The sequence below is a fragment of the Streptomyces sp. NPDC060028 genome, from assembly GCF_042736725.1.
GTDB lineage: Bacteria > Actinomycetota > Actinomycetes > Streptomycetales > Streptomycetaceae > Streptomyces.
Genome location: NZ_JBHWVJ010000155.1, coordinates 1 through 8063 on the forward strand (window position 1 = coordinate 1; position 8063 = coordinate 8063).

Here is an 8063-nt window from a genome sequence, read left to right on the forward strand (position 1 = left end):
GCCCAGGGCGCCGGCGCCGGTGGCGGCGAGCGCCGCGGCGGCGGCCGCGAACAGGAAGCCGCGCCGGCCCCGGCCGGGCTCCCCGCCCGGCTCCTGCCCGCCCGGTGCGTCGGCCGAGGGCAGCGCACGCGGCCCGTCCGCCCTGCCCGCCAGGAGGTGGAGTACCGCGGCGCCGGCGACCGCGCCCACCACCGACGGCAGCGCGTCGGCCACACCGGTCGCGTCGGGCCGGGACACCGCGGCGGCTGCCCCGACCAGCCCGAACGCGAGGACGGCCGCGGCTGCGGTACGCCGGTGGCGCAGGGCGATGAGGCCGAAGGCCGCGGCGCACAGGGCGAGTACGGCGAGGATGCCGAGCCGCAGGACCAGCTTGTCGTTCTCCCCGAAGGCGCGGATCGCGTAGTCCTTCAGGGCCGGCGGGGTCCGGTCGACGGCCGCGCCGCCGACCGCGGTGAGGGGTCCGGCCCGGGGCCGCAGGAGCGAGGCGGCCAGTTCGGCGACGGCCAGTGCCGCGTACCCGGACAACAGGCCGCTCGCCACGGCGAGTGCGCCGCGTTCGACGGTCCTTCGGTGGGTGCTCACGACCGGTGTTCGGCGTGCACCGGCCGCCGGATGGGTCGTTCATCCGGTCAAACGAGAATCGGGTCGAGCGAGGCTCCCGCCGGGACCGCCGCGCGGGTGGCGGCGCCGACTGCCGTCACCCGCGCGGTTGTTCCCGACGAACCGGTCAGGTGTTGATGCAGGTGTTGCCGGCGGTCGGGTTGAGCAGTCCGATGATGTTGACCGAGTTGCCGCACACGTTGATCGGGATGTGGATCGGAATCTGGACCACGTTGCCCGAAAGCAGGCCCGGCGAGCCAATGGCCACACCTTCCGCCGTGGCGTCGGCGGAGGCGACGGAGGCGCCGCCGAAGACCAGGGCGCCGGCGGCGAGGGCGAGCGCGGCGCTCTTGAGAACACGCGACATCAGATGTCTCCTTTGATTCCCGAAATCGAAATCTCCTGCGACGGGCCAGGGGCGCATCGCACGGCCTTGGCAAGGTCCGCACCCCTTCTTTCGGCCTCCGGGGCGGCTACGGACTGTCTGTTGGGGCTCATTCCCTCGAAGGGATGACCCAGGCGGGCACATTGCAGGGCAGCCGGACCAATCCGCCGGGGGTTCGGCCACGAAGAGGAAGCGAAGGCACCCACAGCGCACCCACAGCGTCCGGCCGCCACGAAGGAACGTTCATGCGATGGATGTACGAATGAGGCCGCAACCGCGGTTCGGCGGCCGCGAGCAGACCGGTCCGGATCTCGCCGAACTGATGGCCAGGGTCGCCCAAGGGGACGAGGCCGCCTTCGGCGCGCTCTACGACGCGGTGGCCGGCACGGTCTTGGGCATCGCGGTCAAGGTGGTGCGCGACCGGGCCCAGTCCGAGGAGGTGGCCCAGGAGGTGATGATCGACCTCTGGCGGCAGGCCGCGCGGTACCGTCCCGAGCGGGGCAGCGTCTCGACCTGGGTCGCCACCCTCGCCCACCGCCGCGCCGTCGACCGGGTCCGCTCCGCCCAGGCCTCGTCCACCCGTGAACACGCCGTCGGCGTCCGGGAGCAGAGCAGGCCGTTCGACGAGGTGAGCGAGCAGGTGGAGGCGCGGCTGGAGAGCGAGCAGGTCAAGAGGTGCATGCGCGGCCTGACCGAGCTGCAGCGCCAGGCCGTCACCCTCGCGTACTACCAGGGGCTGACGTATCGCGAGGTCGCCGAGACCCTGCAGGCCCCCCTTCCGACCGTCAAGACCCGGATGCGCGACGGGCTGATCCGGCTGCGCGACTGCATGGGGGTGACCACATGAAGCACGACGACGAACCGCACACCCTCACCGGCGCCTACGCCCTGGACGCGCTCACCGGACAGGAGCGCGAGGCCTTCGCCGCCCACCTGGAGCACTGCTCCGCCTGTACCCAGGAGGTACGCGGCTTCCACGCGACCGCGGCGCGCCTGGCCGCCGGCGTGGCCCTCGCGCCGCCGCCGGGCATGAAGGCGGCCGTCCTGCACGGCGTCGGCGCCGTCCGCCAACTCCCGCCGGAGGTGACCGTGGCGCGCAGTCCGGCCCGGCGGCTGCGCCTGCTCACCCGCAAGGCCGGCCCCTGGGCGGTGGCGGCCTCCGTCGCCGCGGCGGCCACGCTGGGCGGCGTCGCGCTCTGGCAGGGCCGGCAGGCGGAGCAGGCCCGGCAGCAGGCGCAACGGGCCACCGCCCGGAGCCACGACGTGAGCTCGGTCCTCACGGCGCCGGACGCCCGCATCACCCACGGCCGCACGGGCAACGGGGCCGCCACGACCGTCGTCGCCTCCGCCGCCCGGGACCGGGCGGTCTTCCTCGCCGCCGGGCTGCCGCCTGCGGGGCCGGGCAGGACGTACCAGCTCTGGTTCGCCGATCACGGCGTCATGCGCCCGGCGGGACTGCTCGCCGGCGACGGCGCCGTGCTGATGCACGGGGCGGTCGGGCGCGCGGGCGCCGTCGGCCTGACGCTCGAACCGGCCGGCGGCTCCCCGCAGCCCACCGGAAACCCGCTGCTGCTGCTCGGCCTCCCCACCTGAGCCGACCCGCCGACACGCGTCTCGCCATCACAGGGTGCGGACCCGCTGGTCGCGCAGCTGGTAGCGGGCGGCGACCACGGCCAGCTCGCCGGTGGCTATGCGGCGGGCGAGGTCGGGCTCGGCCGCCAGCCGCCGGCGGGTGCTGCGCGCGTGGGCGTCGATCGTGGCGTCCACGCGGGCGTCACCGTGCAGGCCGTGGTCGATGGAGGGCCGGATCTGCTCGGCCAGGTACTGGATGTGGGCGGGCAGTCGTTCCCCGGTCTCGTCGGCGCGTACCGCGGCGCCGACGGCTCCGCACGACTGGTGGGCGAGCACCAGCACCAGGGGGACATCCAGTTCCAGGACGCCGTACGCGATGCTGCCGAGCACCGCTTCGTCCAGCACCTCGCCCGCCGAGCGCACCGTCAGCAGGTCGCCGAGCCCCTGGTCGAAGACGAGCTCGGGCGGCACCCGGGAGTCGACGCAGCCCAGCACGATCGCGAAGGGGTGCTGGGCCTCGGTGAGCCGCAGGCGTACGGACGGGGACTCGTGCGGGTGTTCCTGACGGTACGTGGCCCAGCGCCTGTTGCCTGCCGACAGCCGGCCCAGCGCCTCCCGGGGGGTGGTGGGGCGGCTGTCCGTCACGGGTTCCGCGGAGGCCGGGAAGGCGGAACCGAGGGCGATGACCGAACCGGCCGCGGCCGTGCCCGCCAGTGCGGTGCGAAGGAGGCCGCGGCGCGACGGCGAACTGACGGCTGACGCCTGCGTGTTCGAATGCATGGGGGGACGCTAACCCCGTCTCCGGGTCCGTCCCGGCCCCGCGGGAAGATTGGCGGGATCCGCCGTGGAGCGGGCGCGTTCACCCCCGGCCGCGTCTCACACCGCGGACGCAAACGCTGCTACAAGTCTCTTCAGGTTCTCTTCACGCGCGATCGAGCGCACCGGATCGGGAGCGCGGATGCGGATGGACGGATTGGGCCGACGAGGATTCCTGACCGGCGCCGGGGTCCTCGGGATCCGGGCCGCCACGGGCAGCGCGGCCGCGGCCACCCGGGCGGCGCTCGACGCCGTCAGCGCCGCGGGGTACGTGGACGTGCAGCTGCTGAACATCACCGATCTGCACGGCTATCTCAGCGACCCCCCGGCGCGGGACTCCGTCATCACCGGGGTTGACGGAACGAAGTACACCGTCGGCGGGGTCGCGTACATGGCAACGCTCCTGAAGCGGCTGCGGGCCGAGCGGGGCGCCGAGGGGGCCCGGTCCTTCTTCTTCGCACCCGGAGACCTCTTCTCGGGCTGGGAGTTCCCGGCCTTCGCCCTCTCCGACGAGCCGACGATCGAGGCGCTGAACCGGCTGGGGATGGACTTCGCGACGGCCGGGAACCACGAGTTCGACCGCACCCCCGGCTTCCTGCTCCAGCACATGGAGCAGGGCGTCCCGTACGAGGGCGAGGGGCTGACCAACTCCTTCCCCGATTCGCGGGGGCTGCGGTTCCACGGAGCCGACTTCCGCTACTACAGCGCCAACGCCGTCGCCGGGCAGGCGGGGGCGACCGTGCTGCCCCCGTACAACATCGAGTGGGTGGCGGCGCCGGACGGCCGGCAGCTGCCCATCGGCTTCATCCACCTGACGGCCCTGGGCACGGAGGGCTTCCCCAACTCCTTCCAGCCCGGCCTGACCACGCTGGACGAGCTGGCCGCCGCCAACCGCTGCGCGGCGGAGCTCAAGGCGCGCGGCGTGGGCGCCATCGTGCTCAGCATGCACGACGGGGCGACGGCGGGGACCGCCTTCGACTCCGGCAGCGAGCCGAGCGGACCGGCGTACGAGCTGGCGCTGCGCGTGTCCCCGGACATCGACGCGATCGTGACCGGGCACTGGCACAGCGCCTTCAACATGATGCTGCCGGGCCCCGACGGGCGGCCGAGGCCCTTCGTCGAGGCCGGCTGCCACGGGCAGCTCGTCAACGAGATCAACCTGCGGCTCGACCCGGTGACCGGGACGGTGGTCCGCGAGCTGACCACCTCCACCAATCACCCCAACACCCGGGACGTGACGCCCGATGCCGACCTTCAGGAAGTGGTGGACTACTGGAAGGGCTACGCCGCCCGGCGCGCGGCGACGACCATCGGCCGACAGCGCGCGTCCTTCCGCCGCCGCCTCGCACCGACGGGCGAGAGCACGATGGGCAACCTGGTGGCCGACTGGGCGCTGTGGGCAGCCGGTCAGGCCCCGGACTCCTTCGACACCAGCCCCCGCTCCGACCACGGACCCGCCGACCTGGCGCTCATCGCCCTGGCGCCGCGGGTCGGCCGGAGCGTCGTCAACACCGATCTCCTCCTCACATCCGCCGAGGAGGATCCCGTCACCTTCGAGCGGGCGTGGAAGGCCGTCGGCTACGGCTGCCCGCTGGTCTCGGCGACGGTCAGCGGCCGGCAACTGCACGACGCCCTGGAGCAGCAGTGGGCGCTCGACGCCGGCGGCGCCCTGACGTACGCGCCGCTCGCGGTCTCGGGCAACGTCCGGTACTCCTTCGACGCGGTCGGGCCCGTCGGCGACCGCGTGGCTCCGGCCGATGTGGTCATCGGGGGCGCCGCGCTGCGCCTGGACGGCGCGTACCGGCTGGTGACCCCCTCGTACACGTTCACCGGGCAGGACGGGTACCCGGCGCTCGGCGGGTACCGGGACCCGGTCCGGCACCGGCGCGACATGGAGAGCTTCGTCGCGTACGTCGCCGCTCTCGGTACCTTGCAGGCGGTGTCGACCGGCCGCGTCACCGCGAAGGGCGCCGCGGCCGCCCCGGGGCTCTCGGCGCAACTGCTCGCGCCCTCCGAGCCGGTGCCGTCGCTGCCGACCCCGGTCGCGGCCGCCGAGGAGGCCGCCCGCGACATGGGGCGGCGCCCGGTCTGCTGACGGGCGCGCCCGGCCGGAATCCGGGCAGCGGCGCTCCGAGGCGTTCGAAGGGCCGGGTCGGACCGGGCGCCGTTCGGGGCGCCTTGGCGAACGGATTGGACAAGCAGTCGATGTTACGAACACGATGGGGCCGCTAGATCGCGGCTGCGCAGGGGGGCAAACCGCTCATGTTGTGAAGTCCCTCGGTCCTTGCCGTTACGTCCCCGTTTGAGACACTGGAGAGACTTCGCCATGAGCTTCGGCGATCCGAACAACCCGTACAGCCAGCAGCCGCCGCAGGGTCAGCCCGGCTACCCCCAGCAGGGCCAGCCCGGTTACCCGCAGCAGGCTCCGCAGGGCGTCCCCCCGCAGTACGGCTACCCGCAGCAGCAGACCCCGCCGCCGGCGTACGGCGCGTACCCGCCGGCTCCGGGCATGCCCGGGATGCCCGGCATGCCGGGTGCCGGAATGCCGCCGCTCGCCCACTGGGGCCTGCGTGTCGGCGCGTACCTGCTCGACGCCCTCATCATCCTGGGTCCGATGTACGCGCTGGGCTTCATCGACCTGGCGAACTCGGACGACCCGGCCAACGCCGGCCCCGGCCCGTTCTTCATCATCGGCATGGTCTACGCCATCGGCATGGGCTTCTTCCAGCTCTACAAGGAAGGCTCCACCGGCCAGACGATCGGCAAGAAGGTCGTCGGCATCAGCCTGCGCCGCGAGGCGGACGGCAGCACGCTCGGCTTCGGCATGGCGTTCCTGCGCAAGCTGGCGCACATCGTCGACGGTCTCCCCTGCTACCTCGGGTGGCTGTGGCCGCTGTGGGACAGCAAGAAGCAGACCTTCGCCGACAAGATCTGCAGCACCGTCGTCATCAAGGTCGACAAGGGCTGAGCACCAGTCCGCAGCCAGGAGCCCGTCCGGATTCGGACGGGCTCCTGCCGTTTTGAACCACCTGGGCTCAAGTGGGGTGCGAGCCGGGTCGGATGCACTCGCGGCGCAACACATGTGCGATTGACGGCCGTGTGCACCAATCCCCAGGAGGACAACCCATGGTCACCAGACGACGCGTGATCGGCGGTGCCATCGCCGCGACCGGAGGCACCCTGATAACCGGCGGCGCACTGTTGCCGCTGGTCAACGCCCGGTCGGCGGAGGCCGCGCCCGCGGCGCCGGCGGGCCAGGTGGCGGTGCCGGCCCCGTTCACCGTGAAGATGCCCCGGCTGCCGCTGCTGTCGCCGGTCTCCACGTGGGGCGGGCAGGACACGTACGCCGTCACCATCAAGGAAGTCGACCGGGAGATCATCCCCGGGGTGCAGACCAAGGTGCTGACTTTCGACGGGAACTTCCCGGGCGCGGTGCTGCGGGCGCGCAGCGGGCGCAAGGTCGTCGTCCGCCACCGCAACACGCACACCATGCCGGTCTCCATCCACCTGCACGGCGCCAACGTGCCGCCGGAGCAGGACGGCGGCCCGATGGACACCTTCGGGCCGGGCACCTCGCGCACGTACACCTACCTCAACGAGCAGTCGAACGCGCACCTGTGGTTCCACGACCACGCCCACCACATGGAGTCCGAGCACGTCTTCCGGGGGCTCTCGGCCACGTACCTGCTCTCGGACGACGCCGAGCGCGCCCTGCCGCTGCCGTCCGGCCAGTACGAGGTGCCGATCGCGCTGCGAGACGCGCGGTTCGACGAGGCCGGGCAGCTCGTCTACGTCATGGGCGACGCGTTCGGGCGCACCACGATCCTCGCCAACGGCAAGCCGAGCCCGTACTTCGAGGTCGCGGCGCGCAAGTACCGCTTCCGGCTGCAGAACTCCTCCAACCAGAGGTTCTTCCAGCTGCGGCTGTCGGACGGCGGCGAGATGATCCAGATCGGGTCGGACGGCGGCCTGCTGGAGAGCCCGTTCCCGACCAACTCGATCGGGCTGTCGTCCGGCGAGCGGGCCGACGTGGTCATCGACTTCTCCCGCTATCCGGTGGGCACGCAGATCGTGCTGGAGAACACCCTGGGCCCGGGCTCCCCGGACCAGGTGGGCAAGGTACTGCGGTTCGACGTCGTACGGACCGCCGCCGACCCGAGCCGGGTGCCGGCCACGCTGCGCACGCTGCCCGCGGTCGCCGCGCTGCCGGCGCCGACGGTGCAGCGCAACATCGTCATGATGGTGGACGAGGACGGCCGCCTGGAGCCGCGGGGGCTCTTGGACGGGCAGGTCTGGGACCCGGACCGGATCGACCAGACGGTCGCGTTCGGCAGCTCGGAGGTCTGGACGGTCACCAACGCCAACAAGTTCGTCCCGCACAACTTCCACATGCACCTGGTGCAGTTCCGGGTGCTGGAGCGCAACGGGGCGCCGGTGGCGCCGGGCGAGGCGGGTCTGAAGGACACCGTGCGGCTCATGCCGGGAGAGACGGTGAAGCTGCACGCCACCTTCAACACGTACAAGGGGACGTACGTGTACCACTGCCACATGCTGGACCACTCGGCGATGGGCATGATGGCGAACTTCCGGGTGCGCTGAGGCGGTTGACGCGCCGGGCCGGGGGGGGGGGGGGTGCGCCCCCCGCCCCGCGCGGGGGGCGGGGGTTTAGGGGTGGGGGGGGGGGGGCCCC

Annotated in this window: 7 protein-coding genes and 1 pseudogene; 5 read left to right on the plus strand and 3 right to left on the minus strand. The window is 72.8% G+C overall.

Annotated elements, in window-relative coordinates; genetic code table 11:
- A pseudogene (locus tag ACFWBF_RS36785) lies at positions 1-582 on the minus strand (molybdopterin-binding oxidoreductase); the annotation flags it as partial.
- A gap of 145 nt (positions 583-727) precedes the next feature.
- Positions 728-967, minus strand: a complete 240-nt coding sequence (locus ACFWBF_RS36790; RefSeq protein ID WP_385609191.1) for a chaplin — start codon at positions 965-967, stop codon at positions 728-730.
- A 280-nt stretch (positions 968-1247) separates the two neighbouring features.
- Here ACFWBF_RS36790 and sigK point away from each other — a divergent pair, with 280 nt between their 5' ends.
- Both sigK and ACFWBF_RS36800 read left to right on the plus strand, forming a co-directional pair.
- Positions 1248-1832 carry an ECF RNA polymerase sigma factor SigK gene (sigK, locus tag ACFWBF_RS36795; RefSeq protein ID WP_385609192.1) on the plus strand — a complete coding sequence of 195 codons (585 nt, stop codon included), beginning with the start codon at positions 1248-1250 and terminating at the stop codon, positions 1830-1832.
- Positions 1829-2578 carry an anti-sigma factor domain-containing protein gene (locus tag ACFWBF_RS36800; RefSeq protein WP_385609193.1) on the plus strand — a complete coding sequence of 250 codons (750 nt, stop codon included), beginning with the start codon at positions 1829-1831 and terminating at the stop codon, positions 2576-2578. Before sigK ends, ACFWBF_RS36800 begins: the two co-directional genes overlap by 4 nt.
- Positions 2579-2605: 27 nt before the next feature.
- Here the strand turns inward: ACFWBF_RS36800 and ACFWBF_RS36805 are convergent, their stop codons facing one another.
- Entirely contained in the window at positions 2606-3337 is a 732-nt protein-coding gene (locus ACFWBF_RS36805; protein WP_385609194.1) for a carbonic anhydrase, read from the minus strand.
- A 184-nt stretch (positions 3338-3521) separates the two neighbouring features.
- On the opposite strand from ACFWBF_RS36805, the gene ACFWBF_RS36810 reads away from it, so the two are divergent.
- The 3 genes from ACFWBF_RS36810 (at position 3522) to ACFWBF_RS36820 (ending at position 7972) form a co-directional block, all read left to right on the plus strand.
- Positions 3522-5468, plus strand: a complete 1947-nt coding sequence (locus ACFWBF_RS36810) for a bifunctional metallophosphatase/5'-nucleotidase (RefSeq protein WP_385609195.1) — start codon at positions 3522-3524, stop codon at positions 5466-5468.
- A 231-nt stretch (positions 5469-5699) separates the two neighbouring features.
- Complete coding sequence (locus tag ACFWBF_RS36815; RefSeq protein WP_385609196.1) at positions 5700-6341, plus strand: RDD family protein; 642 nt, start codon at positions 5700-5702, stop codon at positions 6339-6341.
- A gap of 158 nt (positions 6342-6499) precedes the next feature.
- The gene (locus ACFWBF_RS36820; protein WP_385609197.1) at positions 6500-7972 is read left to right on the plus strand and encodes a multicopper oxidase family protein; all 1473 of its coding nucleotides are present in this window, start codon (positions 6500-6502) and stop codon (positions 7970-7972) included.
- Positions 7973-8063: the final 91 nt, after the last annotated feature.

What these genes read in the sequence shown, in the direction of transcription:
- ACFWBF_RS36790 (WP_385609191.1), bottom strand. Translation starts at nt 967, where the DNA reads ATGTCGCGTGTTCTCAAGAGCGCCGCGCTCGCCCTCGCCGCCGGCGCC.
- sigK (WP_385609192.1), top strand. Translation starts at nt 1,248, where the DNA reads ATGAGGCCGCAACCGCGGTTCGGCGGCCGCGAGCAGACCGGTCCGGAT.
- ACFWBF_RS36800 (WP_385609193.1), top strand. Translation starts at nt 1,829, where the DNA reads ATGAAGCACGACGACGAACCGCACACCCTCACCGGCGCCTACGCCCTG.
- ACFWBF_RS36805 (WP_385609194.1), bottom strand. Translation starts at nt 3,337, where the DNA reads ATGCATTCGAACACGCAGGCGTCAGCCGTCAGTTCGCCGTCGCGCCGC.
- ACFWBF_RS36810 (WP_385609195.1), top strand. Translation starts at nt 3,522, where the DNA reads ATGGACGGATTGGGCCGACGAGGATTCCTGACCGGCGCCGGGGTCCTC.
- ACFWBF_RS36815 (WP_385609196.1), top strand. Translation starts at nt 5,700, where the DNA reads ATGAGCTTCGGCGATCCGAACAACCCGTACAGCCAGCAGCCGCCGCAG.
- ACFWBF_RS36820 (WP_385609197.1), top strand. Translation starts at nt 6,500, where the DNA reads ATGGTCACCAGACGACGCGTGATCGGCGGTGCCATCGCCGCGACCGGA.